This window comes from Janthinobacterium sp., from assembly GCF_009923995.1.
In the GTDB taxonomy this organism is placed as follows: Bacteria; Pseudomonadota; Gammaproteobacteria; order Burkholderiales; family Burkholderiaceae_D; genus Janthinobacterium.
The window spans coordinates 1-25,528 of record NZ_RFSK01000073.1; the positions used below are offsets into that span (position 1 = coordinate 1).

Here is a 25,528-nt window from a genome sequence, read left to right on the forward strand (position 1 = left end):
GCCATGCCGCGGCATGGCGGGCCACGCCCGCCGACGGGCCGCCGCTCGCTGCCCCGGCGGGCGGGAAACGCTACTTGCGTCCTTCCCAAGCCATCTTCACGGCCAGGCCCGTCAGCACGCCGCCCATCATCCAGCGCTGCAGCAGCACCCAGCGGGGGCGGCCCGCCAGGAAGCCCGCGATCGACCCGGCCAGCATGGCAATTACCGCATTGACGGCCACGCTGACGGCGATCTGCACCGTTCCCAGCGCCACCGATTGCGCCAGCACGCTGCCGTGCCCGGGTGTGATGAATTGCGGCAGCAGCGACAAATACATGACGGCGATCTTCGGGTTGGCCAGGTTGGTGATCAAACCCATGAGAAACAGCTTGCGCGGTCCGTCGGCGGGCAAATCGCGCACGGCAAAGGCGGAGCGCCCGCCCGGTTTCAGCGCCTGCCAGGCCAGGTACAGCAGATAGGCGGCGCCGCCAAAGCGCAGCACGTCGTAGGCGTAGGGCACGGCGAAGACGAAGGCCGTGATGCCGAAGGCGGCACACAGCATATAGAAGACGAAGCCCAGGGCCACGCCGCCCAGCGAGATGAAGCCGGCGCGCCGGCCCTGGCTGATGGAGCGGGAAATCAGGTAGACCATGTTGGGGCCGGGCGTGAGCGCCATGCCCAGGGCCACGAGTCCGAACATCAGCAAGGCGGTTACATCAGGCACGCTATACCTCCAGAAGAAATGAATGCCATGCGGGATGCCACGATAGGGTGGATATGGGCCTGCCGGGCAGGCCGTCGCTGCGCGGGGCAGCCACGGGTGGAAATAGATTATCACACCTGAAAGTTGCCTGTCCGACAGAAAACCGCTGCGATGGCCATGCGGGAAAAGCGCCGGCCCAGGCGCTGCCATCCATTGCGCAGACGCAAAAAAACCCGCCGAAGCGGGTTTTTTACTCAACCGTCAAGCCCAGGGCTCAGAACTGGTTCATGGTGTTGTCCTTGCCCGCCGCCTTCAGCGCCGCTTCACCGCTGAAGTAATCCTTGTGGTCGTCGCCGATGTCCGAGCCGGACATGTTTTGATGTTTCACGCAGGCGATGCCCTGGCGGATTTCCTTGCGCTGCACGCCGGCCACGTAGCCCAGCATGCCCTGGTCGCCGAAGTATTCCTTGGCCAGGTTGTCCGTCGACAAGGCTGCCGTGTGGTAGGTCGGCAGGGTGATCAGGTGGTGGAAGATGCCCGCTTCACGGGCCGAGTCGGCCTGGAAGGTGCGGATCTTCTCGTCGGCCGTGGCGGCCAGTTCCGTCTGGTCGTATTCCACGCTCATCAGCTGGCTGCGCTCGTAGGCGGACACGTCCTTGCCGGCCGCTTTCATCGCGTCGTAGACCTGCTGGCGGAAGTTCAGGGTCCAGTTGAACGAGGGGCTGTTGTTGTACACCAGCTTGGCGTTCGGGATGACCTTGCGGATTTCGCTGACCATGCCGCCGATTTGCGCGATATGCGGTTTTTCCGTTTCGATCCACAGCAGGTCGGCGCCGTTTTGCAAGGAGGTGATGCAGTCGAGCACGCAACGCTCTTCGCCGGAACCGGCGCGGAACTGGAACAGGTTGCTCGGCAGGCGTTTCGGACGCAGCAGCTTGCCTTCGCGCTTGATGATGACGTCGCCATTGCCCAGCGCGTCGGCCGACACTTCTTCGCAATCGAGGAAGGAATTGTATTGGTCGCCCAGGTCGCCTGGTTCGTTGGTGACGGCGATCTGCTTGGTCAGGCCTGCGCCCAGTGAATCGGTGCGGGCGACGATGATGCCGTCATCCACGCCCAGTTCCAGGAAGGCGTAGCGGATGGCGCGGATCTTGGCCAGGAAGTCTTCGTGCGGCACCGTCACTTTGCCGTCCTGGTGGCCGCATTGTTTCTCGTCGGACACCTGGTTTTCGATCTGGATGCAGCAGGCGCCCGCTTCGATGAACTGTTTCGCCAGCAGGTAGGTGGCTTCCGCATTGCCGAAACCGGCGTCGATGTCGGCGATGATGGGCACGACGTGGGTCACGTGGCCGTCGATCTTGGCCTGGATGGCTTGCTTCTCTGCACCTTGTGCGGCGTCCAGCTGGCGGAACAGGCCGCCCAGTTCGCGGGCATCGGCCTGGCGCAGGAAGGTGTACAGCTCCTTGATCAAGGCCGAGACGGCGGTTTTCTCATGCATGGACTGGTCCGGCAGCGGGCCGAACTCGGAGCGCAGGGCGGCGACCATCCAGCCGGACAGGTAGAGGTAGCGGCGGTCGGTGCTGTTGAAGTGCTTCTTGATGGAGATCATCTTCTGCTGGCCGATGAAACCGTGCCAGCAACCCAGCGACTGGGTGTACTTCGACGGGTCCGCATCGTAGGCGGCCATGTCATTGCGCATGATCTTCGCCGTGTAGCGGGCGATGTCCAGGCCGGTCTTGAACTTGTTCTGGGCGCGCATGCGGGCGGCGGACTCGGGATTGATGGCGTTCCAGGCGCTGCCTTGTTGCTCTTTCAAACCGGCAACAGCTTTGATGTCGTCTTGGTATTGGGACATGTGAATCTCCTAAAAAGAAAAGCTATGTTTGAGAAAATCGCCGCGTGCGCCACAACGTCTTGTCGAAGCAAACTGCATGACTAAATAGTAGGCCGATTCGCGCCGATCTTCAAGTCTTATATAAGACATATAACTTAAATTAACTCTTTGTTTTTCAATGGGTTAATTGTGATTTTTCATGATGTGGAATGAGTTTTCAAAAAGTGAGAGTGGCGAAGTGGGCCATTGTCCGTGCGGATTCCGCGATATGAAACGTCTTTTCAGATTTTGGTGCAGCGCGACAATCGGGACGAAAAAAAAAGCCACCCGGAGGCGGCATAGTCGTGCGCGTGCCTGCCAGCACGGTGCGCAAGACCGCGCCCGACGGCACTTCCGGCGCAACTGTCGCGTGCCAGCAACAGCTCGGCGGACAAGTTCGCGGGCAACTTTGTGGGCGACTTCGCGGGCAACCCTGCCCGCAACCTTAGCGGGCAGGGGGATGCGCTGGCGCAAGGCTTGGACGGGGCAGCGCGCCGATCACGTCCGCCGCCGTCACCACCTGCGCATACTCGCCCTGCAAATTGGCCAGCGCCATGGCATGCACCTCGTCCGCCGTTCTCGGCGTGCCCGCATAATCGATTTGTGCAAACGCAAAACACGCGTCGGCGACGACCTGCGTGTCAAAGCCCAGGTTGCCGGCTGTGCGCGCGCTGGCTTCGACGGAATTGTTGGTGCTCACACCTGCGATGACGAGCTTGCCGATGCCGCGCACGCGCAGCCACCGTTCCAGTCCCGAATGGATGAAGGCATCGGGGACATTTTTCTCCACGACATGTTCTTCCGGCAGCGGCGCCAGCGCTGCCTGGAATGCCACGCCGGGCTGGCCCGGCCAGAAGGGCGAACCTGGTGTCCGGGAAATGTGGCGCACATGCACGATGGTGGCGTGCGCCGCGCGCCAGGCTTGCAGCAGGGCGGCGATCTGGCGCTCCGCGGCGGGGTTGTTGCGGGGCCCGGCAGCGGGGCTGGCCATGCCTTGTTGCATGTCGATGAGGATCAGGGCGGGAATGTGGACATGCATGCTGGCGGCCTCGGGGGAGGGCAGGCGCACGCAGCGCCTGCCGGGAGAGATAAGCTGGAGTGACTGCAGGAGGGGAGGCGAGTCTAGCGTCCCACCGTCTGCCGCTGGTCCTTGATGAACAGGGCCGTCAGCATGCCGATCGCGCACACGCCGATCACGTAGTAGGCGGGGCCCAGCACGTTGTTTTTCAGCATCAGGGTCACGACCACGGGCGTCAGGCCGCCGAAAATCGCGTACGACAGGTTGTAGGAAAACGACAGTCCCGAGAAGCGCACCTGGGCCGGGAAGGCTTGCACCAGCACGTAGGGCACGGCGCCGACGACGCCGACGAACAGGCCCGTCATGGCATACAGGGGCAGCAGCAGGTCGGGGCGGCTGCCGATGGTGGTGTAGAAGACATACGTGGAAATGGCCAGCAGCACGGAGCCGACGAAGATCACGCGCTTGCCGCCCAGGCGGTCGGCCAGCATGCCGGCGATGATGCAGCCGAAGGCCAGACACAGGGTCGCCACGGTATTGGCCACCAGGGTGGTGCGAGGGGCGATGTGGTGGATCTTTTGCAGCAGGGCAGGCGTCATCAGGATGACGACGACGATGCCGGCCGACAGCATCCATGTGAGCAGCATGGAGACGACGACGGCGCCGCGGTGGCTGCGCAGCACGGATTTCAATGGCATTTCCGTGGCCAGCGCCTTGCGCTGCTGCATTTCCGCAAACACGGGCGTTTCATGCAGCCAGCGGCGCAGATACATGGCGCCGAAGCCGAAGATGCCGCCCAGCAGGAACGGATAGCGCCAGGCGCCGTCGGTGATTTCTGCCGGTGTGTAGACGGTGTTCAAGCCCGTCGCCACGAGCGAGCCCAGCAGGATGCCCACCGTCAGGCCCGCCGTCAGCACGCCGCAGGCAAAGCCCGTGAAGCGGCTGGGCACGTGTTCCGACACGAACACCCAGGCGCCCGGCACTTCGCCGCCCACGGCCGCGCCCTGGAAGATGCGCATCAACAGCAGCAGCAATGGCGCCGCCAGGCCGATGGTGGCATAGGTCGGCAGCAGGCCGATCAGCAGGGTCGGCACGGCCATCATCAGGATGGAGAGAGTAAACATGCGCTTGCGGCCCAGCAAATCACCGAAGTGGGCCATGACGATGCCGCCCAGCGGGCGCACGACGTAGCCTGCCGCGAAGATGCCGAAGGTTTGCAGCAAACGCAGCCATTCCGGCATTTCCGGCGGGAAGAACAACTGGCCGATGGCGTTGGCAAAGAAGACGAAGATGATGAAGTCGTAGAACTCCAGCGCACCCCCGAGGGCGGCCAGCGACAGGGTCTTGTAGTCTTGTTGGGTGAGGGGACGGCTTGCGGCGTTGCTTGCGGCGGTGGTGGAGGTAGGCATGTGTCTCGTTCTTGTGTGTTATCGGAGATTGCCAGACCTAGCATACGCATTTCCGCCCCGTGAGTAAACGCGGGGAAATGGGGAGCCGCCTCAGCTGTGCTTAATACAACGCCGCTATCATCGGCGTTGACTTCATTGGAAAGGACACTGCATGCACATCATGATCGTGGGCGCCAGCCGGGGCCTGGGACGCGCGCTGGTGGACGGTTTGCTCGCTGACGGGCATGCTGTCATCGGCGTATCGCGCCAGCAACCTGCCGACTTGCCCGCCGGCCCAGACACGCAGCTGCAATGGATCGCGGCAGACCTTGCAGCGCCCGCCGAGGCCGTCGAACGCATTGCGCGCGCAGCGCCCGCCGTGCTGGACGCGGTGATCTACAACCTGGGCGTATGGGAAGAAAAGGCCTTCAGCGACGACTACGCTTTCCTCGGCGATGGGGACGATACCATCGTCGACATGGTCAATACGAATATTACGGCGACGATCTTGCTGCTCAAGCGCCTGGTGCCCCGCTTGCTGGCCAGCAGCAAGCCGCAGCTGATACTCACGGGGTCCACGTCCGGCCTGCGCCAGAGCGGGCGCCCGGAAGTGACGTTCAGCGCGTCGAAATTCGCCCTGAACGGCATCGCCGACGCCTTGCGCGAGGGTTTCCGCGCACAGGGGCTGGCCGTGACGGCGCTGCAGCTCGGTTATCTGAATACCTGTGATGGCCTGTCCGTGCCGCTGGCGGACGCCAGCGCGCGGGGCGAGGGCGAGCTGATTCCCGTGCACGACGTGCTCGCCGTCGTGCGCATGCTGCTGAACCTGTCGAATGCTTCGTTCGTGCGCGAGCTGGTGATGCCGGCGCTGCGCGACGAGCGTTTTTAGCTCCTACGCGTCTGCGCCGTAGACTTCGCTCCAGCCGAGACGCTCTTCCAGCCACTCGTCCGCTTCGGACGAGTCCATCTGCAGCAGCAGGGCGCCCAGGCGCAAGTTGCCCTTGGCCAGGGCCAGCACGGCGAACACGGATTCCAGCATGACGGGGTCCAGCTGGCCTTGCAGGTCGCGCGCGGCGATGGCGGGCAGCTGCGCCCAGGCATCGCGGTAGCTGTCGGCCAGCCAGTCCGGCAGCGGCGGATTGTGGGGGCGGTGGCGCTCCAGTTCGATCAGGGCGATGAGCGCATAGAAATCTTCCTCGCGCGACGCGGCGCCCCCCAGCAGGTGGACGAGCTGGGGCACGGCCGCATACGAGGCGACGCCCACGTCGCCCTGGTGGTGCAACTCTTCCCACAGCTCATGCCAGACGTCGTCGCCCGCCTGCATGGCCTTGAGGGCCTCGGCAGCATCGTAAGGCAGGCGGTAGCCGCCTTCCAGGGTGGGCCAGAGGGGATCGTCGAGGGATAACAGCATGGTTCTTTCCAATGTGAATGAGGTGGGCGTGGAACAGGATGCGCCGTCAGCCCGGGCGCGCGTAGGCAAACATATGCTGCACGTATTCCGCCTTGCCGAGCGGCACGCCGTTGTGGCGCAGGATGTTGTACGCCGTCACCAGGTGAAAGAGAACTGCGGCGTGGCCCAGTTCACGGCGTACTCGTGGCCCGTCATGTCGAAGGTCAGGCCATCGGCCAGGGTGACCGGCACGGGCTGCAGCGCGCTGGCGTCGATCAGGCTGCGGTCGGCGGCGGCCAGGATGAGCAGGGTATCGTTGATCAGCGCCCTGGCGGCTGCCATGTCCGCGGGCGTAGCGAGCCTGGGCCGCGCTTGCCGCGTCAGCCGGCTGACGGCCTCCTGCGCCTGGGTGCAGCTCAATTCCACTTGCCTGGCCAGGGTGTGCATGTCCGGCGCCAGCCGCGCGTCGAGCAGGTTTTGCGGAGCGAAGCCCAGTGCCCGGGCGCGCTCCTCGCCCTTGCTTAATAGCGTCATCAAGGACTGCAGCATTTGTGCAAAGCAGGGGATGGTGATGGCGTAGACAGACATGGAGCGTCCTCGACTGAATGGAGATGCAGGGCGCCAGGCAGGGCCAAGGCGGGCCAGATATTAGCATATTGAAATTTGTAATGAATTGCTAAAGCGCTGCCGTTCCCGCTACCATGGCGGCCTTGGCTGCGTGCCCGGCATTGCGTATTTTCCCGATAGGATCCCCATGAAATCATTCCTCACCACCGCTGCCTTCGCTTCCTTGCTGGGCTTGCTGTCGGCCGCTGCGCAAGCGCAGGATGCGCGCGATCAATTCTTCGCGACCCTGAAAAGCCTGTGCGGCCAGCAGTTTGACGGCGTGCTGGTCTACCCGAAGGATCCCCAGCATGACTTCGCCGGCAAGCGCCTGCAGGCCGATTTTGCCGCCTGCAGCGACAGGCAAATCAAGGTGCCGTTCCAGGTGGGCGAGGACAAGTCGCGCACCTGGATCATCAGCCGCACGCCGACGGGACTGGCCTTGCAGCATGACCACCGCCACGCGGACGGCACGCCCGACGCCGTGACCATGTATGGCGGCATGGCCAGCACCACGGGATCGGCCTTGTCGCAATCGTTCCTGGCAGACGACTACACGGCCAGGCTGGTGAAGGGGGCCGCCACGAATGTGTGGACCATCAGCGTCAGCGCCGATGGCACGACGCTCACGTATCACCTGGAGCGCGACGCCCAGCCGCGCGCCACGGTGGTGTTCAAGCGCCGCAGCGCCGCTTAAACCGTCAGCCCTGGCCGGCGCCCAGCACGCCGGGGCAATGCGCGAACCAGCCATCGTCTTCTTCCTGCGCGATGAAGGCGGCGATCAGCGCCCGCTCGGCCGGCGGCGCGGCGGCCAGCAGGGTGTTGAAACAGGTGATGGCCGGGGCATGGGGCGTGCCGGCACCGTTGGCGATGCCGACGAGAAAGTCGCCAGCCCAGTCGGGCAAGGTATTGATCAGGCGCGGCAGTTCCTGCAGCAGGGCCGCGCAATACGCTTGTTCGCCGAAGCGCCAGGCGGCGCGGTTGGCCGTCTGGTAGGCGCCATAGTCGTGCTCGGCCTGCACGGACTGGAAAATGGCCAGCGCGTACTGCACGCCTTCCGCGCCCGTCAGTGCATCGAGCATGGCGCAGTAGCGCTGGAAGCGCCGCTGCGCTTCATCGGGCGGCGTGGTGCTGTCGTCGTCCTGGACGATATTGCCCACAATTAAAAGTTCGGCTTTCCAGAGTTCAAAGGCTGTTGGCATGGCTGTGACTGGCGAGAGTGGCGGCGGCCATGATTATGCCCGGCGATGGGTGTTTCAGCGTGTTCCTTGAGCATGTTACAGTCCGCCATCGCCGCCAGCCCAGTGCGGTTCTGCCTGGATCAAGACCGATGCCCACCTGGACTTCCCCGCCACAACTCGTCGCCCTGGCCGCCTTCTATGCGCAGGCGCAGGAGCATCCGGAAAGGCTCAGTGATGCTGTCTTCCTGGAAAATGTGAAAAACGCCCACTGGCCCACCAACTGCTGGAGTTACGTGGAAGCGTCGTTCGCCATCATCGCGCCCGCCTGCCTGCTGCGTCCCCATCTGACCGCCGAACTGATCGCCTTGCCGATCGACGCCATGATCGCGGGCGGCATGGACGATGCGGAGCAGGTCATCGCCATCGGCCTGGCCTGCGCCACGCGCAGCGACCCTTACGTGGAGCCGAGCGAGGCGGGCCGGCGCTGGCTGACGCAGGTGTGGCCGGCCCTGGGCGAGCTGGCCGGGTCGGTATTCCAGGCCAGGCTGGAGGCGGCGCTGGCGGAGGATGGGGAGTAACGCACGCTGCGCTTGACCTGGAAAGCCCGTTTGCGTTAGGGTATACGTAACTACTTACACATATCCTGCCCAACATGTCTTCCACCCTGCAAACCTATGGTTCCCTGATGCTGGGCAGCCGCCTGCGCCGCCTGTCCGATCAACTGTATGCGGGCGTCGATGCCAGCTACCTGGCGGCCGGCGTCGAGCTCAGCTCGCGCTGTTTTCCCCTGTTGCTGCTGTTGCGTGACAACGGCCCCACGTCCATCACGGCGCTGGCCGCGCAGATCGGGCAGACGCATCCCGTGGTGGTGCAGCTGGGGCGCAAGCTGCTCGACGCGGGCGTCGTGGCGGAGATGCCGGACGCCAAGGATGAGCGGCGGCGCCTGCTGGCGCTGTCCGACGCGGGCCGGCAATTGCTGGAGAGCATGGCGCCCCTGTGGGACGATGTGCGCGCCGCCGTCGACGTGGCATTCGCGCAAGGCACGCCGCAGTTCATGGCGCTGCTGGAGCGGGCCGAAGCGCGCCTGCAGGCGCAGGGTTTCGGCGAGACCATCGCCGGCTGCCGGCGCCAGCGGGAGCGTGCCGCCGTGGAGATCATCGACTATGCGCCGCAGTACGCGGCCGACTTCAAGCGCCTGAACATCGCCTGGCTGGAGCGCTACTTTTATGTCGAGGCGCTGGACGACCTGGTGCTGTCCGACCCGCAAGGCTCGATCCTGGACGGCGGCGGGCAGATCTTCCTCGCGCGCCTCGACGATCGCATCGTCGGCACGTGCGCGCTGATCCGCGCCGGCGACGGCAGCATCGAATTGTCGAAGATGGCCGTCACGCCGCAATGCCAGGGCCTGGGTATCGCGCGGCGCCTGATCGAGCGTGCCTTCGACGCCTTCGAGGCCAGCGGCGCGCCGCTGCTGTTCCTGGAATCGAACAGCAAGCTGGCGCCCGCCATCGGCCTGTATGCCAGCAGCGGTTTTACGCATGCGGCGCGGCCCGCGGGCGACGCCCATTACCAGCGCGCCGACGTCTATATGGAATGGCAGGGCAGGCCGCGCGGCTGAATGCTCCCCATCGGCCGTCTCTCGCGTTACAATACGGGCACCCATAACGGAACCTTGGTTCCACTATCGAGAGACGCCGACGCCGCATGCCTTCCTTCCCGATGCCCTTCCCGCAGATGATCGTTCCCCCGGAGCCCACCCAGGCGCGCAGCAAGCAGGCCTTCGAGCGCCTGCTGCTGGTGGGCGAACAGTTGCTGGCGGAAAACCGTTTCGATGAAATCGGCGTGGCCGACCTGGCCAAGCTGGCGGAAACCTCCGTGGGCACGTTCTACCGCCTGCTGGGCGACAAGGACACCCTGAGCCGCTTGCTGCTGCAGCGCTTTTTTTCCGACATGGTGGACAAGGTCGAGACCCTGACGGAGCTGCGCCAGTGGGAAGGGCGCAGCCTGGAAGAGTTCATCCGCGCCATGGTGGCCATGTTCGTGGCCGTCAACACGGGCCGGCGCGGCGTGCTGCGGGCCCTGATCACGCGCTGCTCGCAGGACGCGCAGTTCCGCGACAAGGTGCACCAGATCAATCACCTGATTTCGCAGCGCACGGTGGCCGTACTGGCCAGCAAGTCGGCCAGCATCCGTCACCCGAACCCCACGCAAGCCATGATGGTGGTGCCGCCCGTGCTGCTGGGCATCCTGAACCAGCACGTGTTGTCCGGCTCGCTGTCCTTTTTGTCGGGCGCGGCGCTCGAGGATGAACTGGTGCGTGTTGCTTTAAATTACCTGACTTCAGATATTTAGCGATTTAACTTGAAATCGGAATTCGGATTCCGTATTATGTTTTCCAACAGCAGGAAAACATATTCCTGCACCTGAACACAAAGCATGTTCAACAGCAAGGAGACAGAATGCGGCGTCACACGACATCCGATGTTCCATTGCATTACCTCGACCTGGGCAAGGGACAGGGCGATCCCGTGTTCTTGTTGCATGGCCTTGGTTCCTGCGGCCCAGACTGGCGCCCGCAGATCGACGCCCTCGGCGGCAGCTATCGCCTGATCGTGCCCGACCTGCGCGGCCATGGCGCCAGTCCCGCACCGCGTGGCGACTGGCAGATCGGTGACTTCGCCAATGACCTCTTCAATCTGATGGACCAGCTCGACGTGGCGCGCGCGCACATCGTCGGCTTTTCCCTGGGCGGCATGGTGGGCCTGGAAATGGCCAACCGCGCCCCCGGCAGGGTGGCCAGTTTGTGCCTGATCAACTCGCAACCGTTCCAGGGCAGCAAGCCCGCGTCGCTGCTGTTCGCCTACTGGCTGCGTCGCACGGTGATCGCCACCTTCGGCCTGAAAGCCATGGGCCGCATCATCGGCAGGAAACTGTTTCCCGAGCCGGCCCAGCAGGCGCTCGTCGAACGCTTCGCCGCGCAGATGGCGGGCATGGACAAGCGCGCCTACCTGGCCGCGCTGGACGCCATCTTTCACTGGGATATCAGCCCGCATTTCCCGGCCCTGGCCATGCCCGTCCTCATCATGGCGGCCGACCAGGATTACACGCCCGTCGCCAGCAAGCGGGCCTTTGCCGCACAGTTTCAGCAGTGCGAATTCGAAGTCATCGCGAATTCGCGCCACGCTACGCCCCTGGACCAGGCGCAGCGTGTGAATACCTTGTTGCAGTCCTTCCTCGCCGTACATTCAAAATAAACAGGCCACTTGCCGCAGGGCAGGGGGCTGGACGCCGGACATCGCAGGGCAGGTGCTCGCTAGACGCGCGCGGGTACCGTTACGCCTCGTGATTCCGACATCCGGCCATCTTTCCCGGCGGCCAGCAAGCCTGACATTGGAGACGCTATGAAACTTGCTTTGAAATTAATGCCCGCCGCCCTCGCCGTTGCCGGCGCCTTCAGCCTTTCCACCCATGCGCTGGCGCAGGAGACGGTCGCCCCCGCCGGCCAGAGCGCCGGCGAGGCCAGCGACGCGAAGGAACGCATGGAAACCGTCACCGTTTCCGCCCGCCGCCGCGAAGAGCGGCTGCAGGACGTGCCGCTGGCCGTCACGGCGTTTTCCGCCAAGGCCCTGGAACGGGCGAATATCCAGAACCTGGCCGACTTGCAGGAGCACGTGCCGAACCTGACCGTGTACGCCTCGCGCGGCACGAACACCACCCTGACGGCCTTCATCCGCGGCGTGGGCCAGGCCGACCCCGTCTGGGGCGTGGACCCGGGCGTGGGCATTTATTTCGACGACGTCTACATGGCCCGCCCGCAGGGCGCCCTGCTCGACGTGTTCGACGTGCAGCGCATCGAGGTGCTGCGCGGCCCGCAAGGCACCCTGTATGGCAAGAACACCATCGGCGGCGCCATCAAGTACATTTCGCGTCCGCTGGCGAAGGAAAACGGCGCCTCGGCGGAAGTGGGCCTGGGCAACTACAATCAGCGCAACTTCAAGGCCGCCTTCAACGTGGCCAATGAAAACGGCACCTGGCGCGCGCGCCTGGCCGCCGCCAAGCTGGACCGCGACGGCTTCGGCCGCAACACGTTCAATGGCGAACAGGTCAGCGACCAGGACAGCACGGCGGCGCGCCTGTCCGTCGGCTACTTTCCGCAGGACATCCCGCTCACCGTCGTGCTGAGCCTGGACGCCACGGACGACAAATCGGGCGTGCGCGGCTTCCAGCGCATGGGCGTGAGCGCCTTCGACCCGCTCAAGCGGCCACCGAGCACCAGCGCCTACGATATCCAGAGCGGCATGCCGGGCAACAACTTCACGCATAACCGGGGCGGCTCGCTGGTGGCCAACTACACCTTGTCGAACGACTGGTCCGTGAAAGTGATCGGCGCCAAGCGGCGCAGCACGTCCGAGCAGACCATCGACTTCGACGGCTTGCCGCAGCCCATCGCCGACGTCTTCGGCGATTCGCGCGACGAGCAGAAAAGCCTGGAATTGCAGGCCTCGTACAGCGGCGACTATGGCGCCGGCGTGATCGGCCTGTACCGCTTCGAAGGCACGGCCGGCGGCGGCATCTACAACAACTTCCTGGGGCGCCAGTTCACGGCCGCCGTCAGCACGGTGGAGACGGACAGCACGGCGCTGTACACGGACTGGACCTGGCCCGTGGGCAAGGCGTGGAGCATCAATGCGGGCCTGCGCCACACGCGCGAAGAAAAGCGCGCCATCGTGCTCAACCGCGCCTTTGCCGACGCGGGATTTACGCGCCCCATCCAGACGGTGGCCGACTTCGATAAATCCTTGTCGGTCAGCAATACCTCGCCGAAGTTGTCCGTGCGCTACGAAGCATCGAAGACGACGAATTTCTACAGCAACCTGTCGCGCGGCTTCAAGTCCGGCGGCTACAACGTGCGCGCCAACAACCTGGTGGTGCCCGATTCCGCGCGGCCGTACAAGGATGAAAAACTCGATGCGCTGGAAGTGGGCATGAAGTACGCGGCGCCGGACGACACCTTCGATGCCAACGTGGCCCTGTTCTACAACCGCTACAAGGACATCCAATTGTCCGTCTTCACCAGCTACGTGCAGCCGGGCGGCTTGCCCGGTTTCTATGGCGACTTCACGAATGCGGGCAAGGGCACCGTGAAAGGGGCCGAGTTCGAATTTTCGTGGCGGCCGAACCGCCAGTGGGAAGTCAACGGTTTCCTCGCCCTGCTCAACGCCAGCTACGACGAATTCATGAGCGGCGGCAAGAACATTGCGGATACGCAAAAGTTCAGCAACACGCCGCGGCGCCAGGTGGGCCTGAACCTGACGCGCACGGACCGCGACGTGTTCGGCGGCGCCTTGCGCAGCATGGTCGGCTACGGTTATCGGAGCAAGGTGTATCCGACGACGGACTTGAGCGAGATCCTGGCGCAGGGCGGCTACAGCATGTGGACGGCCGGCGTCGTGTGGGAAGCGCCGAAGAACTGGACCTTCAGCCTGCACGGCAGCAACCTGGGCAACAAGCGCTACCGCACGGATGGCTACAACATTCCCGCCCTGTACATCCTCGACGGCTTCTACGGCCCGCCGCGCCAGATCATCGCCAAGGCCGCCTACAAGTTTTAAGGTTCTCGACTAGCGGGGCCGGACCCGCCGGGTCCGGCGTCGCCGGCCGGAAGGGCCGGCTTGACATGCGTCAAGCCGGTTCGTTGTCGCTGTTCTCGTTGTCAATAACAATCATGGGAGACTGGCATGGCAAATCAAAAGCAGACATGGCTTCATCAATGGCGTCACCTGCACACGGCATGCATCGCCGCCTGCGGCTTGCTGGCCGCGCTGCCGGCATCGGCCGGGCAGTGGGACTTCGGCCTGTACGCGAGCCTGTGGGGTTCGCGCGAGTACCAGGTGTGGCTGCCGAGCAATTACAATCCGAATACGCCGCTGCCCGTCGTGCTGATGCTGCACGGCTGCGGGTCCGAGCCGAACAGCATGGCCGCCGTCAGCCGCTACAACGAGCTGGCCGACAGCGAGAATTTCATCGTCGTCTACCCGCGCCAGAACGCCACGGCCAACCCCATGCGCTGCTGGAATTTCATGCTGCCCCTGAACCAGGAACGGGGCACGGGCGAGCCGGCCGTGCTGATGGGCATCCTGAACAAGGTCAAGGGCAAGTATGCGGTGCAGGACAGCCGCGTGTACGTCACGGGCATCTCGGCCGGCGGCGCCATGGCCTCCATCATGGCCGCCTGCTATTCGGACGTGTTCGCCGCCGTGATGGTGCATTCGGGCGGCATGTACAAGGGCGCCATCGGCATGGTCACGGCCGCCGATTCCTTGTTCAACGGCAGTTCCTTCGACCCGAAAGTGCGGGGCAAGGATGCCTGGCGCTGCTCCGGCTCGCCGCGCCGGCTGATGCCGACGATGGTCTTCCACGGCACGTCCGACATCGTCGTCAACCCCATCAACGGCGAGCAGACCATCGAGCAATTCCTGCAGACCAGCGACTACGGCGACGATGGCCTCGACAATGACAGCGTGCGCTACCGTGCCGACAGCATCGTGCGCCAGACGGTGCCGTACGGCCGCAGCTATTCCATCGACACCTACGTGCACAACGGCGCCGTCATCGCGCAAAAGTACACGGTCGAGGGCATGAACCACGCGTGGAGCGGCGGCCCTCCCGGCTGGCCCTTCAGCGATGAACTGGGTCCGGACGCCACCCTCATCAGCTGGAATTTCTTCAAGAATTATCAGCGCTGAAGTTATTTCAGCAGGCGCTGCATGAAGAGCTGGAAGAAGCGCGGCTGGTCCGCTGCCAGGCACACTTGCGCATTGGGCTGGCCCGCCACTTCGCGCGTCAGGCCGTCGTCCGTGACCTGGACGCGCAGCGGCGTCGTGGGACAGCTGGCCGGGTCGAGCAGCCAGGTGGCGGGCACGACGTCGAACAGCGACGGCATGTTGCTGGACCAGGGTTGATACGCATCAATCCACTGGTGGTACAGCAGGGCGACGGCGTCCGTCAGCGGCGAGCCGTGGCCGAAGATGGCGTTGCGTTCCACTTCGTCGAGGCGGATCTGCGTCGAATCGAGCGGCATCATGACGATGGGCACGCCGGAGCCGAACAGCGATTGCGCGCCCTTGACGTCGGACGCGATGTTGTATTCCCTGTCGGCCGGACGCACGGGCACGTACTGCGACTTGCGGTAGCCGGCGCGCACGGAGCCGCCCATCATGACCACCTGTTTCACCTTGCCGAAGGCGGCAGGGTCGCGCGCGATGGCAGCGCCGATGTTCGTCAGCGGGCCCAGGGCCAGGATGGTGACCTGGCCGGGCTGGCGCTTGATCTCGCGCAACATAAAGTCGATGGCATCCTGCGGCGGCCGTGACGGCGGCAAGCCCCGTTGCGCGTAGCGCGCCTGCGTGAAGGGCGTCGGGTTGGACGTCGTGATGCCCTGCGCGACGGGAATGCCGGCGTGGCCCGTTTCGCGCAGCAGGCGTTCCAGCAGGCGCACGCGCAAGGCCGTGTCGCCCCAGTCGGTGGTGATGCCGACGATCTCGATTTCCGGGCTTTGCAGCAGCAGGGCCAGGGCGAAGGCGTCGTCGATGTCGTCGCCGATATCCATGTCGACGATGACCTTGTGCGCGGGCGCGGCGCTGGCGGCATGGGCGGGCAGGGCGGCGCACAGCAGGAAGGGGAGCAGCGCGGCACGGCGCAGCAGGGAAAGGCAGGAGGACATGGCAGGTCTGGAAGGAGTGGGGGCGCGGCGATTTTAGCAGGCAGGGGCCTGGCATCAGTACAATGCCGCCATCCTTCCCCCATGAAAGCCGCCATGCCGCCTTGCCGTCTCCTGCCCTCCGTTCTCGGTGTGTTCCTGCTGGCAGGTTGTGCCAGCGTCGGCACGGCCACGCCAGCGGCCGCCGGCAGGGAAGCGTTCGAGCGTGCTGCCCAGCAAGACAGCATGCGCAGCGAGTGCGACTGGAACGTGCGCTATGCGCCCGTGGCGCCGCAGGATGCCAGCGTGGCGCAGCTGCGCGCCATTGCCACGGCGCGCCTGGCGGCCCTGCAGCTGGCGCCCGCCTGGACCCTGGCCATGCCCGGCGGCGCGGCGCAGGCGTTTGACGACTCGGCGCAGGACCGGGCCGGCTTGAACTTGCTGCTTAGCATCGTACTGCCGGCCATGGAGCGCTACCCGGCCGGCGTCTTCGCGCGGACGGGCTTGCGCCACGTCGTGCTGGTCAAGGACCTGAGCGTGGACGGCCAGCGTCGCCTGGCCATGCCGGCACCGGAAATCGACAGCGTCGTCTACGCCGACAACCTGCTGGCCGCGATGTGTCCATCCGGCATGGAGCTGCGCGTGCACCACGAGTACTATCATTTCATCGAATACCGCCTGTTCAACGATTTCTATTACCGCGACCCCGCCTGGCTGGCCCTGAACCCGCCCGGCACGGCCTACGGCCAGGGCGGCGCCACGGCCTATGGCAAGGGCTTCCAGAACCTGGGCCACCCGCACCCCGGCATGGTCAGCCTGTACGCGGCCTACGGCCCCGAGGAAGACAAGGCGGAAGTCTTCGGCTGGATGATGACGCCCGCCTACGCGCGTCGCCTGGAAGCATGGAGCTTGACGGACACCGCGCTGGCGGCGAAGCGGCAAGTGTTGTGGCAGGTACTCGATGGCGCGATGCCGTAGAGACCGGGAGCGTTTCGCCTTTGAAGGCAGCGTCATCTTTGCGCCGCCCGCCTCCCTCCGCAGCGCCTGACGCCGCACGCTCCCTGTATTTCCTGGTAACTATATAATCTGCGCTTGGGCGATACCCGCCCTGGAATTGCGATTAAAGGAATACCATGCCAGGAAGTTTCTTGCGCCCCTTGGCGCTGTGTGTCGTGGCGGCTGCGTGTGCTTCCGCCAGCGCTGCCGACGCGGTGGCCGTGGATGCGGCGCAGCGCGCCTCTTTGCTGGCGTTTTATGCGCAGCAGTATCCGGGCGAGGCCGCCGCCCGCACCGTGTTCGAGAGCGTGCCCGTGGTGGGCGGGCGGGGCCGCGAAGTGGTGGGCAGCGTGGAAGCGCCGCCGTACCGCGGCCATGGCGCACTGTGCCGTACGCAGCGCACCAAGTTCGTGCTGCAGGGGGACGGCAAGGAGGCGCGCTGGCAGGAAGCGGGCATGGAATATTTTGCCTGGCTGGACCGGGGCACGTGCCGTCCCGTGGCCGAACCCGTGCGCATGCTGCAGCGTATTCCCGATACGGAACTGGAAGGCGTGCTGCTGTACCAGAAATCGCTGCTGGAGCGGGCGCGTTTGTTGATGGCGGGTAACACGGCCTGCGCTCCGCTGCGCGCGCGGACATTCTCGCTGGCGGCCGTCGACGTGGGCGCCGCCGCGCCGCGCGCCGAGGAGCGCTATGCGCTGGTATTCAAGAGCGACCGCGACAGCTACGCGCGCATCTGGCTGCGCAAGAGCGGTGCCCAGTATGACGCGTGGAATGTGACTTGCCCGCCAGTGCTGTAGACTGCTCGCCCTTTGCCCGATCCTTTTTTGACTGTTGCAACCATGAACCAGAATTCCACTTCCGCCCGCAGCTGGGGCACCATCGTCACGCATAGCGACGAGATGGCCATCATTTACCGCTACGTCGACGCTTTCCACGACGACTGGGACCTGTCGTCGCAGCCGGACCGCATCATCATCGCCTGGCGCTACGAAGACGAGACGGGCATGCCCGCGCCGAACGAGCGCGAGCACATGGAAGAGCTGGAAGCGGCGCTGGCACCCGTGGTGGAAGAAGACGGCTTTGCCACCCTGGCCCTCGTGTCGACGGGCGAAAACCTGCGCGAATGGATTTACTACACGCAGTCGGGCGAAGAGTTTTTCAATCGCCTCAACACGGCGCTGGCGCCACGTCCGAAGTTCCCGATTGAAATCCGCAGCGCGGCCGATCCCGCCTGGTCGACGTATGCCGGTTTCATGGCGGCCCTGCCTCCAACGACCTGATCAAACCTGCTGCGCGCCGTGATCTGCCGCCTGCGATGGTCACTGCCTCGGCTGCCCCGTGTGAACACGGTTCCGCTCCCGGCGCAGCGGGGGCGCCGGGCCTCTCTTCCGCTCGCGACGGATTGATCAGGGTTGGATTTAATCAGGCCAGGGCGGCGGCCACGATGCGCGTGGCGGCCGTGATGATGTCCTGGTTGGTGTCCGCATTCTTTTGCTCGCGCGTGTAGTACACGGCGATGACCAGCGGCGCACCGCTGGCCGGGTAGGCCACGCCGATGTCGTTGACGCTGCCATAGGCGCCCGAGCCCGTTTTATCGGCCACCTGCCAGCCGGCCGGCACGCCGGCGCGGATGCGCTGGTCGCCCGTGGTGTTGCCACGCATCCAGCTATCGAGCTGCTGGCGCTGGGGCGCCGGCAGGCTCGTCCCCAACAGCAATTGCTGCAGGCTGTGCGCCATCGACGCAGGGCTGGCCGTGTCGCGCCCGTCGCCGGGGATGGCGCTGTTCAGCTCTGTTTCCCAGCGCTCCAGCTGGAACACCGTATTGCCGATGCTGCGCGCAAACGCCGTCACGGCTTGCGGCCCGCCCAATAGTTTCATCAGGAAATTGGCCGCGCTATTGTCGCTGTACTGCAAGGTGGCGGCGCACAGCTCGGCCACCGTCATGCCGTCCGCCAGATGCTTTTCCGTCCGCGGCGAATAGGTGACCAGTTCTTTTTTCTCGTAGCGCACGCGCTGTTCCAGCAAACCTGCTTCGCCGGCGCTGCGGGCCAGCACGGCCGCGGCCAGCATGGCCTTGAAGGTGCTGCACAGGGGAAAGCGTTCATCGCCACGGTGGCTCACGCGCCGCTCGCTGTCCGTGCGCCAGGCGGCCACGCCCAGGCGTCCGCCGGCCGCCTGTTCCAGCGCGGCCAGCTGCGCGGCCGCGTCGGCGGTGGAAACGGCAGGCGCGGCGAAGAGCTGCGGCGACGGGAGCAGCAGGGCGGCGCCGCCCGCCAGCAGCAGGTGGCGGCGGGTGTGGTTCAGGGATTCAGTCATGGTCTGCAGGTGTTGGTGGGGTGGAAAGGGTGGCCAGCAGTTCGCCGATGGCGAGCAGGTTGGCCGGCTTGGTCAGATGGTGGTCGAAGCCGGCTGCGCTCGACTGGCTGCGGTCGTTCTCGGCGCCCCAGCCCGTCAACGCGACGAGCACGACGGCGGCGCCGGCCGGCGTCCGGCGCAAGGCGCGCGCCACGTCGTAACCGCTCATGCCGGGCAGGCCGATATCGAGGAAGATGACGTCAGGCAAGAATTGCGGCGCCACGGCCAGGGCTTGCGCGCCATCGTGCACCACTTGCGTGGCATGGCCCATCATGTCGAGCACGGCCGCGAGGGTATCGGCCGCATCGACGTTGTCGTCGACCACCAGCACGCGGAAACGGCGGCCGCTGGCGGGCGCGGCCGGTACGGCGGTGGCCGCGCCGGCTGGCGTCTCCTGCTGCGGCGCCAGCAGGGGCAGGCGCACGCTGAAGGTGCTGCCCAGGCCGGCGCCGGGACTGGCCGCCGCCGCGCTGCCGCCATGCAGCTCGGCCAGGCGCCGCACCAGCGACAGGCCGATGCCCAGGCCGCCCTGGGCGCGGCCCATGTTCTGTCCCACCTGCGTGAACATGTCGAACACGGTGGCGATGGAGTCGGCGGGGATGCCCACGCCGCTGTCCTTGATTTCGATCAATGCCTGCGCGCCGTCGCGCCGCGCGCGCAAGGTGATGCGGCCGCCTGCGGGCGTGTACTTGGCGGCATTGTTGAGCAGATTGCCCAGCACCTGCGCCAGACGCGTGGGATCGGCGTCGAGGGGCAGCGGCTCGTCGGCGAGCTGCACCTGCAGCTGGTGGCGGCTCGCTTCGATCAGCGGCATGCTCGTTTCCACGGCGCTGGCGATGATGGCTTTCAAGTCCACGCGCTCGAGCCGCAGTTCGATCTGCCCCCGCGTGATGCGGGCCACGTCCAGCAAGTCGTTGACCAGATGCACCATCTGGTTGACTTGCCGCTCCATCACGTCGCGCACGCGCGCCACGGTGGCAGGCTTGTCGGCCGCCAGGCGCATGATCTGCAAGCCGTTGCGGATGGGCGCGAGGGGGTTGCGCAGTTCGTGCGCCAGGGTGGCCAAAAATTCCGTCTTGCGCCGGTCCATTTCGGACAGGTTGTCGGCCAGCTGGCGCAACTGCTGTTCCGAGCGCTTGCGCTCGCTGATGTCGCTGAACAGCACCGTCAGCAAACGGCTGCCGGGGCCGCCCAGGCGCGCGGCGAAGACTTCGAACCAGCGCTCCATGGCCACGGCCTCGTTTTCGTAGCGCACGGGCACGCCACTTTTCAGCACCTGGTCGTACAGGTCGAACCAGTGCTGGTCATGGTCGGGCACGAAGCTGCGGATGGTCTTGCCGATGGCGTCCTCCAGCCCGGATTGCTTGACGAAGGCGGGATTGCCTTCCAGGTAGCGGAAATCCACGGGGCGGCCCTGCTCGTCGTACAGCATTTCGATGACGCAAAAAGCCTGGTCCATCAGCTCGATCAGAGTGCGGTAGCGTTCCTCGCTGCGGCGCAGCGCATCTTCCACCTGTTTCTGGCGCGTGATGTCGAGCAGCACGCCGGGCAGTTGCAGGGGCGTGCCGTCGGCCGCGTACTCCACGCGGCCCCGCGCGATGACCGAGCGGTACTGGCCATCGCCGGCGGCCACCCGGTAGCTGGCCTCGAACGGCGCGTGCGCCTGCAGTGCGTGCGCAATCTGCGCGCCGACTTGCTCGCGGTCATCGGGATGGATGATGTCCAGGTAGCGCGCCAGCGGCGCGGCCGCGGCCGCACCGGTATCGATGGGAAACAAGCGCGCCATGTTGCTGTCGGCCGTGACCCTGTCGGCGACGATGTCCCAGTTCCATGTGGCCACTTCGCCGGCCGCCAGGGTCAGGCGCAGGGTTTCTTCATTGTGCTTGCTGGCCGTCAAGTCGAGCGAGATGCCGGACAGGGCGATCACGTTGCCGGCGCCGTCGCTGGCGCAGGTGCCGCGCATGTGCGCCCAGTGCAGCGAGCCATCGGGCCAGCGCACGCGGATGTCGATCTCGAAATCGCTGGCGCTGGCGATCGCCGCGTGCACCACGGCCTGCCAGTGCTGCAGGTCGCCGTCGAGCATGGCCGCCGTCAGCTGCGCGTAATCGATGCTGCCGGCAGGGGGCAGGCCCAGGTTGGCCATGAAGGCGGCGGAGCACGTCATGCTGCCGCTGCCCAGGTCGATTTCCCACGTGCCCATGCGCCCGCCCTGCATGGCCAGGCGCAGCCGCTGTTCCGTCTGGCGCTGCTGCGTCACGTCGCAATGCGAGCCGAGCCATTCAAGCACCGTGCCGTCGGGCGCGCGCACGGGCAGCATGCGCACGATGACGTTGCGGTAGGCGCCGCTGACGTGGCGCAGCCGGTATTCCGTCTCGAACACGGTGGTCAGTTCCGTCGGCATGACGTAGGGCAAGTTGCGGTCGTCGGGATGCAGGGCATTGACCCAGCCACGGCCCAACAGCTCCGCTTCGCTCTGGCCCGTGTAGGCGCGCCAGGAAGGCTGGTCGGCGTCGAACAGGCCGAAGGTTTTCGTGCTCCAGACGATGTCGCAGTGTGCGCCCAGCAGCAGATGCGCGGCCTGGGCGGCGGTGGGGGAAGATGGCTCGGTATGGCTGTGCTGGCTGGGTTCGGGCATGGATAGGGTCGTTATGGTGCGGTGCGGCCCCGCTGCACCGGAATGTGGCAGCAGGGCATGCTCAAGTACGGCGATATTACAGTCAAATGCCGGCGCAGGCGTGTCTTTCAGGGCGCTGGTGGCGCAATTTCGCCGCCATGCCCAAACGCCGGCACAGTCTGCAAAAAATGGACAAAACAGCAATACTTTGGCCGTAGTGTGGCTGAATAACCACTAGTCAGCCGTTAATGTTGACGAATAAATATTTTACATAACAATATTCTTGCGGCGCATAAGCCGCGTGAAATAAAGTGGCGCCTTACTGAAAAGTTGGCGTTCATCAGACATCCCAGAGATGCGGCCGGAACCGCTGTCAGCCCATGTGACAGCCAGGACAGAGCCAGTGACGCCGAGAGCGGGGAGACATCCGCTCGCGCTGCTGCACCAGGATGGTGCAAACGATCGTCCAGCGCCGTACACATTCCGGAGACAGGTTGCAAGAAAGACAGATTTCGCAATTCTTTTTTTAAACTTCTGGGAAACAACATGATCAAAATGTCCAAGATGCACAAGCGTTTGTGCGCCAAAAGCGCCGCCATGCTGGCATTGTCCGCGGCCTTGCCTATCGGCTCGGCGTACGCTGACGAAGTCGCTGCTGATACGGCGCCTGCCGCCAGCCAGCTGGAAACCGTGACCGTCACGGCACAGCGCCGCAAGGAAAATATCCGCGACGTCCCCGTGTCTGTTTCGCTGCTGCGCGACGAGAAGCTCGACGTGCTGGTATCCGGCGGACAAGATATCCGCATGTTGGCCGGCAAGGTGCCGAGCCTGAACGTGGAATCGTCGAACGGCCGCACCTTCCCCCGCTTCTACATCCGCGGCTACGGCAATACCGACTTCAACATTTTTGCATCGCAACCTGTTTCCCTGATTTACGACGACGTGGTGCAGGAAAACCCCATCCTCAAGGGTTATCCGATTTTCGACGTGGCCGGCGTGGAAGTGCTGCGCGGCCCGCAAGGCACCCTGTTTGGCCGTAACACCCCGGCCGGCGTCGTCAAGTTCGAATCCGTCAAGCCCAACCTGGACAAGGTCGAAGGCTATTACAACGTCTCCACGGCCACGCACAACACGAGCAACTTCGATGGCGCCGTCAACGTGCCGCTGAGCAAGGAATGGGCGCTGCGCTTCTCGACCCTGCGCCAGCACCGCGACGATTACGTCGACAACACCTTTACCGGCCAGAAAGATGCGCTGGACGGCTACAACGAACACGCCGAACGCGTGCAACTGCTGTACGCACCGAACACCACCTTCAATGCCCTGTTCAACGTGCATCAACGCAACACCACGGGCAGCGCGCGCGTGTTCTACGCCAACATGATCAAGCAGGGCACGAACGACATCGTCGACGGCTTCGACCCGACCAAGTCGTTCACGAACGCGCCGAACTTTCAGCACCTGCGCACCAACGGCGCCAGCGCGCGCCTGAGCTGGGACCTGGACGGCGTCAAGCTGTACTCGATCACCGGCTTCGAACACGTGGGCAGCTATGTGTCGCACGGCGACATCGACGGCGGCGCGCCGACGGGTCCGGGCTTCATTCCTTTCCAGGTTGAAACGGCCGGCGGCATCACCAGCGTGAAGCAGTACTCGCAGGAATTCCGCGCCGAATCGAAGAATGCCGGTCCGCTCAACTGGCAGGCAGGCGTGTACTACTTCAACGAAGACGCCAACGGTTTCTCGGACACCTTCAATACCGATACGCACGTGCTGGCCTCGCACCTGGCCAGCCGCCAGAAGAACACGGCCTGGGCCACGTTTGGTTCCGTCAACTACGCCGTCAACGACGACTTCATGCTGCGCGCCGGTTTGCGCTACACCAAGGACAAGAAGGACTTCAACACGGTGGAAGCGAACAACATCGTGCAGGTCAATCCGACCAGCGCCGATGTCAGCAAGGCCAAGGTCAACTGGGACCTGAGCGGCACGTACAAATACAACAAGGACGTGAACTTCTACGGCCGTATCGCCACCGGTTTCCGCGCGCCAAGTATCGCCCCGGCCAGCACCAGCGTGCCCGTCACCGTGGCCGATGCGGAAACCATCACCTCGTACGAAGCGGGCATCAAGGCCGACCTGTTCGACCGTCGCGCCCGCGTCGCGTTCAGCGTGTATGACTACCAGGTGAAAAACCAGCAGCTGACCGTGGTCGGCGGCACGTCGAACGTGACGCGCCTGATCAACGCCGCGAAGACGAATGGCCGCGGCGCGGAACTGGAACTGGAAGGCTTCGTCACGCCTAGCCTGAAGATGTCGCTGGGCGGCAGCTACAACTTCACGGAGATCAAGGACCCGAGCCTGTCGATCGCCACCTGCAATCCATTGCGCTGCACCGTGACGGATCCGAAAAACGCGGCCGGCAACGCCATCATCGACGGCAACCCGCTGCCGCAAGCGCCGAAGTGGACGATCACCGCCACGGGCCGCTATTCGATCCCGATGGAAAACGGTGAATTCTTCGTCTTCACGGACTGGGCGTACCGCAGCAAGATCAACTTCTTCCTGTATGAGGCAACCGAGTTCACCGGCAAGCCGATGGTCGAAGGCGGCTTGCGCGTGGGCTACACCTGGGATGCCGGCAAGTATGAAGTGGCCGCGTTTGGCCGCAACATCACCGACACCAAGCGTATCACGGGCGCCATCGACTTCAACAACCGCACGGGCTTCATCAATGAGCCACGTCAATTCGGTGTGCAATTCAAAGGCAACTTCTAATTGCCAGACTTCAGGCGCCGGCCATGTGCTGGCGCCTGCATTGCTACCCGCCCGGTTCGCCGCGGCGGGTTTTTTTATGCCTGTTCGGGCAGGCGCGCCAGCCGCTGCGCCCAGGCGGGGATGGCTTGCCGCCAGAAATCCTCGACGGTGTCCGCGCGCACGTCGAGCCCGAGGAAACGGGCCGCGGGCAGCAAGGCCGGCGCCAGCAGGTCCGCGGCGCTGGTGCCCGTGTCGAAGGCGAGGGCGCCCGTCTGTTTCGACAGTTTCTCGCCGCTGTCGTTGGTGACGACGGGCACATGCAGGAAGCCGGGATGGGGCAGGCCCAGCACGTCCTGCAGATACAGCTGGCGCGGCGTGGAGTCGAGCAAGTCCGCCCCCCGCACCACCTGGGTGATGCCCTGCGCGCCATCGTCGACGACGACGGCCAGCTGGTAGGCCCAGTAGCCATCGCCGCGCAGCACGATGAAGTCGCCCACCTCGCCGGCCAGGTCCTGCCGCTGCGGCCCATGCCAGCGGTCAACAAAAGCGTACCGGGCCGCGGCCCCCTGCGGCACGCGCAGGCGCAAGGCCCGCGCCGCCTTGCCCGGCGCCAAGCCGTGGCGGCACGTGCCCGGATACACGGCGGCCGCGCCCTTGGGGCCGCCCGCCTGCAGCACGGAATCCTGGATCTCCTTGCGCGAACAGCCGCACGCATACACGAGGCCATCGTCCTGCAACTGTTTCAGCGCCGCCTCGTACAGCGGCAAGCGCCGGCTCTGCCACGTCGCCTCGCCATCCCACTGCATGCCGCAGCGCTGCAGGCTGGCCAGGATGCCCAGGTCGGCACCCTCGACATTGCGGTCATAGTCCAGGTCCTCGATGCGCAGCAGCCACGTTCCATGATGCACCTTGGCATCGAGATAACTGGCCATGGCGGCAACGAGCGAGCCCATGTGCAGGGGGCCGGAA

22 protein-coding genes and 1 pseudogene are annotated in these 25,528 nt (G+C 65.0%); 12 read left to right on the plus strand and 11 right to left on the minus strand.

Translation table 11 applies throughout. The annotated features are described in order from the left end of the window. Positions 1-70: 70 nt before the first annotated feature. From EBS11_RS24705 to EBS11_RS24720, 4 genes are all read right to left on the minus strand, one after another. A complete protein-coding gene (locus tag EBS11_RS24705) occupies positions 71-703 on the minus strand; it encodes a LysE family translocator (RefSeq protein WP_290607477.1) in 633 nt (210 codons plus the stop codon). Positions 704-956: 253 nt separating this feature from the next. Continuing rightward, entirely contained in the window at positions 957-2,537 is a 1,581-nt protein-coding gene (locus tag EBS11_RS24710; protein ID WP_290607479.1) for an isocitrate lyase, read from the minus strand. Between the two features lie 463 nt (positions 2,538-3,000). After that, positions 3,001-3,594 (minus strand): cysteine hydrolase family protein, encoded by a 594-nt coding sequence (locus EBS11_RS24715; protein WP_290607518.1) that lies wholly within the window; start codon positions 3,592-3,594, stop codon positions 3,001-3,003. 83 nt (positions 3,595-3,677) lie between these two features. Next, positions 3,678-4,982, minus strand: a complete 1,305-nt coding sequence (locus tag EBS11_RS24720; protein ID WP_290607481.1) for an MFS transporter — start codon at positions 4,980-4,982, stop codon at positions 3,678-3,680. A gap of 151 nt (positions 4,983-5,133) precedes the next feature. On the opposite strand from EBS11_RS24720, the gene EBS11_RS24725 reads away from it, so the two are divergent. Beyond that, the gene (locus tag EBS11_RS24725; protein ID WP_290607483.1) at positions 5,134-5,850 is read left to right on the plus strand and encodes an SDR family oxidoreductase; all 717 of its coding nucleotides are present in this window, start codon (positions 5,134-5,136) and stop codon (positions 5,848-5,850) included. A 3-nt stretch (positions 5,851-5,853) separates the two neighbouring features. On the opposite strand, the gene EBS11_RS24730 is transcribed toward EBS11_RS24725, so the two are convergent. Then, a complete protein-coding gene (locus EBS11_RS24730; RefSeq protein ID WP_290607485.1) occupies positions 5,854-6,372 on the minus strand; it encodes a hypothetical protein in 519 nt (172 codons plus the stop codon). A 46-nt stretch (positions 6,373-6,418) separates the two neighbouring features. Next, positions 6,419-6,939 (minus strand): annotated as a pseudogene (locus EBS11_RS24735) (DUF1993 domain-containing protein). A 166-nt stretch (positions 6,940-7,105) separates the two neighbouring features. Here EBS11_RS24735 and EBS11_RS24740 point away from each other — a divergent pair. Further along, positions 7,106-7,651 carry a hypothetical protein gene (locus EBS11_RS24740; protein WP_290607488.1) on the plus strand — a complete coding sequence of 182 codons (546 nt, stop codon included), beginning with the start codon at positions 7,106-7,108 and terminating at the stop codon, positions 7,649-7,651. A gap of 4 nt (positions 7,652-7,655) precedes the next feature. Here the strand turns inward: EBS11_RS24740 and EBS11_RS24745 are convergent, their stop codons facing one another. After that, the gene (locus EBS11_RS24745) at positions 7,656-8,156 is read right to left on the minus strand and encodes a hypothetical protein (RefSeq protein WP_290607490.1); all 501 of its coding nucleotides are present in this window, start codon (positions 8,154-8,156) and stop codon (positions 7,656-7,658) included. Positions 8,157-8,284: 128 nt separating this feature from the next. Between EBS11_RS24745 and EBS11_RS24750 the strand changes: the two genes are divergently transcribed. The 6 genes from EBS11_RS24750 (at position 8,285) to EBS11_RS24775 (ending at position 14,881) form a co-directional block, all read left to right on the plus strand. Continuing rightward, positions 8,285-8,713, plus strand: coding sequence for a hypothetical protein (locus tag EBS11_RS24750; RefSeq protein WP_290607491.1), 429 nt, complete (start codon positions 8,285-8,287; stop codon positions 8,711-8,713). Between the two features lie 74 nt (positions 8,714-8,787). Then, complete coding sequence (locus tag EBS11_RS24755; protein WP_290607493.1) at positions 8,788-9,753, plus strand: bifunctional helix-turn-helix transcriptional regulator/GNAT family N-acetyltransferase; 966 nt, start codon at positions 8,788-8,790, stop codon at positions 9,751-9,753. Positions 9,754-9,839: 86 nt separating this feature from the next. Next, positions 9,840-10,487, plus strand: coding sequence for a TetR/AcrR family transcriptional regulator (locus EBS11_RS24760; protein WP_290607495.1), 648 nt, complete (start codon positions 9,840-9,842; stop codon positions 10,485-10,487). Between the two features lie 107 nt (positions 10,488-10,594). Next, a complete protein-coding gene (locus EBS11_RS24765) occupies positions 10,595-11,389 on the plus strand; it encodes an alpha/beta hydrolase (protein ID WP_290607497.1) in 795 nt (264 codons plus the stop codon). Between the two features lie 147 nt (positions 11,390-11,536). After that, a complete protein-coding gene (locus tag EBS11_RS24770) occupies positions 11,537-13,747 on the plus strand; it encodes a TonB-dependent receptor (protein WP_290607499.1) in 2,211 nt (736 codons plus the stop codon). A gap of 126 nt (positions 13,748-13,873) precedes the next feature. Beyond that, the gene (locus EBS11_RS24775; RefSeq protein ID WP_290607501.1) at positions 13,874-14,881 is read left to right on the plus strand and encodes a PHB depolymerase family esterase; all 1,008 of its coding nucleotides are present in this window, start codon (positions 13,874-13,876) and stop codon (positions 14,879-14,881) included. Between the two features lie 2 nt (positions 14,882-14,883). On the opposite strand, the gene EBS11_RS24780 is transcribed toward EBS11_RS24775, so the two are convergent. Beyond that, positions 14,884-15,858 (minus strand): nucleoside hydrolase, encoded by a 975-nt coding sequence (locus EBS11_RS24780; RefSeq protein WP_290607503.1) that lies wholly within the window; start codon positions 15,856-15,858, stop codon positions 14,884-14,886. A 93-nt stretch (positions 15,859-15,951) separates the two neighbouring features. Between EBS11_RS24780 and EBS11_RS24785 the strand changes: the two genes are divergently transcribed. The 3 genes from EBS11_RS24785 to EBS11_RS24795 all read left to right on the plus strand — a co-directional run bounded on the left by EBS11_RS24785 (position 15,952) and on the right by EBS11_RS24795 (position 18,113). Then, on the plus strand, positions 15,952-16,812 hold the full coding sequence (locus EBS11_RS24785) for a hypothetical protein (protein ID WP_290607505.1): 861 nt from the start codon (positions 15,952-15,954) through the stop codon (positions 16,810-16,812). A gap of 155 nt (positions 16,813-16,967) precedes the next feature. Then, positions 16,968-17,630, plus strand: coding sequence for a hypothetical protein (locus EBS11_RS24790; protein ID WP_290607507.1), 663 nt, complete (start codon positions 16,968-16,970; stop codon positions 17,628-17,630). A 42-nt stretch (positions 17,631-17,672) separates the two neighbouring features. Next, on the plus strand, positions 17,673-18,113 hold the full coding sequence (locus tag EBS11_RS24795; RefSeq protein ID WP_290607509.1) for a DUF695 domain-containing protein: 441 nt from the start codon (positions 17,673-17,675) through the stop codon (positions 18,111-18,113). A 142-nt stretch (positions 18,114-18,255) separates the two neighbouring features. Here EBS11_RS24795 and bla read toward each other — a convergent pair whose 3' ends face one another. Both bla and EBS11_RS24805 read right to left on the minus strand, forming a co-directional pair. Next, positions 18,256-19,149 (minus strand): class A beta-lactamase, encoded by an 894-nt coding sequence (gene bla / locus EBS11_RS24800; RefSeq protein WP_290607511.1) that lies wholly within the window; start codon positions 19,147-19,149, stop codon positions 18,256-18,258. Beyond that, on the minus strand, positions 19,142-21,823 hold the full coding sequence (locus tag EBS11_RS24805; protein ID WP_290607513.1) for a PAS domain-containing protein: 2,682 nt from the start codon (positions 21,821-21,823) through the stop codon (positions 19,142-19,144). The genes bla and EBS11_RS24805 overlap by 8 nt, the downstream gene beginning before the upstream one ends. A gap of 525 nt (positions 21,824-22,348) precedes the next feature. Between EBS11_RS24805 and EBS11_RS24810 the strand changes: the two genes are divergently transcribed. Next, a complete protein-coding gene (locus tag EBS11_RS24810; protein ID WP_290607515.1) occupies positions 22,349-24,580 on the plus strand; it encodes a TonB-dependent receptor in 2,232 nt (743 codons plus the stop codon). Between the two features lie 74 nt (positions 24,581-24,654). On the opposite strand, the gene gluQRS is transcribed toward EBS11_RS24810, so the two are convergent. Continuing rightward, on the minus strand, positions 24,655-25,528 hold an 874-nt coding region (gluQRS, locus tag EBS11_RS24815), incomplete at its 5' end, for a tRNA glutamyl-Q(34) synthetase GluQRS (protein WP_290607516.1).

Excerpts from the sequence above, each read along its gene's own strand:
- EBS11_RS24710 (WP_290607479.1), bottom strand. The coding sequence starts at position 2,537 with ATGTCCCAATACCAAGACGACATCAAAGCTGTTGCCGGTTTGAAAGAG.
- EBS11_RS24715 (WP_290607518.1), bottom strand. The coding sequence starts at position 3,594 with ATGCATGTCCACATTCCCGCCCTGATCCTCATCGACATGCAACAAGGC.
- EBS11_RS24720 (WP_290607481.1), bottom strand. The coding sequence starts at position 4,982 with ATGCCTACCTCCACCACCGCCGCAAGCAACGCCGCAAGCCGTCCCCTC.
- EBS11_RS24725 (WP_290607483.1), top strand. The coding sequence starts at position 5,134 with ATGCACATCATGATCGTGGGCGCCAGCCGGGGCCTGGGACGCGCGCTG.
- EBS11_RS24730 (WP_290607485.1), bottom strand. The coding sequence starts at position 6,372 with ATGCTGTTATCCCTCGACGATCCCCTCTGGCCCACCCTGGAAGGCGGC.
- EBS11_RS24740 (WP_290607488.1), top strand. The coding sequence starts at position 7,106 with ATGAAATCATTCCTCACCACCGCTGCCTTCGCTTCCTTGCTGGGCTTG.
- EBS11_RS24745 (WP_290607490.1), bottom strand. The coding sequence starts at position 8,156 with ATGCCAACAGCCTTTGAACTCTGGAAAGCCGAACTTTTAATTGTGGGC.
- EBS11_RS24750 (WP_290607491.1), top strand. The coding sequence starts at position 8,285 with ATGCCCACCTGGACTTCCCCGCCACAACTCGTCGCCCTGGCCGCCTTC.
- EBS11_RS24755 (WP_290607493.1), top strand. The coding sequence starts at position 8,788 with ATGTCTTCCACCCTGCAAACCTATGGTTCCCTGATGCTGGGCAGCCGC.
- EBS11_RS24760 (WP_290607495.1), top strand. The coding sequence starts at position 9,840 with ATGCCTTCCTTCCCGATGCCCTTCCCGCAGATGATCGTTCCCCCGGAG.
- EBS11_RS24765 (WP_290607497.1), top strand. The coding sequence starts at position 10,595 with ATGCGGCGTCACACGACATCCGATGTTCCATTGCATTACCTCGACCTG.
- EBS11_RS24770 (WP_290607499.1), top strand. The coding sequence starts at position 11,537 with ATGAAACTTGCTTTGAAATTAATGCCCGCCGCCCTCGCCGTTGCCGGC.
- EBS11_RS24775 (WP_290607501.1), top strand. The coding sequence starts at position 13,874 with ATGGCAAATCAAAAGCAGACATGGCTTCATCAATGGCGTCACCTGCAC.
- EBS11_RS24780 (WP_290607503.1), bottom strand. The coding sequence starts at position 15,858 with ATGTCCTCCTGCCTTTCCCTGCTGCGCCGTGCCGCGCTGCTCCCCTTC.
- EBS11_RS24785 (WP_290607505.1), top strand. The coding sequence starts at position 15,952 with ATGCCGCCTTGCCGTCTCCTGCCCTCCGTTCTCGGTGTGTTCCTGCTG.
- EBS11_RS24790 (WP_290607507.1), top strand. The coding sequence starts at position 16,968 with ATGCCAGGAAGTTTCTTGCGCCCCTTGGCGCTGTGTGTCGTGGCGGCT.
- EBS11_RS24795 (WP_290607509.1), top strand. The coding sequence starts at position 17,673 with ATGAACCAGAATTCCACTTCCGCCCGCAGCTGGGGCACCATCGTCACG.
- bla (WP_290607511.1), bottom strand. The coding sequence starts at position 19,149 with ATGACTGAATCCCTGAACCACACCCGCCGCCACCTGCTGCTGGCGGGC.
- EBS11_RS24805 (WP_290607513.1), bottom strand. The coding sequence starts at position 21,823 with ATGCCCGAACCCAGCCAGCACAGCCATACCGAGCCATCTTCCCCCACC.
- EBS11_RS24810 (WP_290607515.1), top strand. The coding sequence starts at position 22,349 with ATGATCAAAATGTCCAAGATGCACAAGCGTTTGTGCGCCAAAAGCGCC.